We start from the raw sequence: 228 nt of genomic DNA on the forward strand, positions 1-228 counted from the left end.
CGTTGGGCGTCATACAAACCGTTGATCAAATGCAGATTGCCCGGCCCGCAACTGCCTGCGCACACCGCCAGTTCACCGGTGAGTTCGGCCTCGGCTGAGGCCGCGAAGGCGGCCGCCTCCTCGTGTCGGACGTGCACCCAATCGATCGTGTCGGATTCCCGCAGCGCATCGGTGAAGCCGTTGAGCGAATCTCCGGAAATGCCGTAAACCCGCTGCACACCACACGCT

Annotated in this window: 1 protein-coding gene; it reads right to left on the minus strand. The window is 63.2% G+C overall.

Annotated features, from left to right (window positions below; all coding sequences use genetic code 11):
- Positions 1 to 218 (minus strand): thiamine pyrophosphate-binding protein (locus ACX6XY_RS30575; protein WP_460338022.1); only part of this gene is annotated, 218 nt, incomplete at its 3' end.
- Positions 219 to 228: the final 10 nt, after the last annotated feature.

It is taken from the genome of Streptomyces sp. O3 (genome assembly GCF_054788135.1).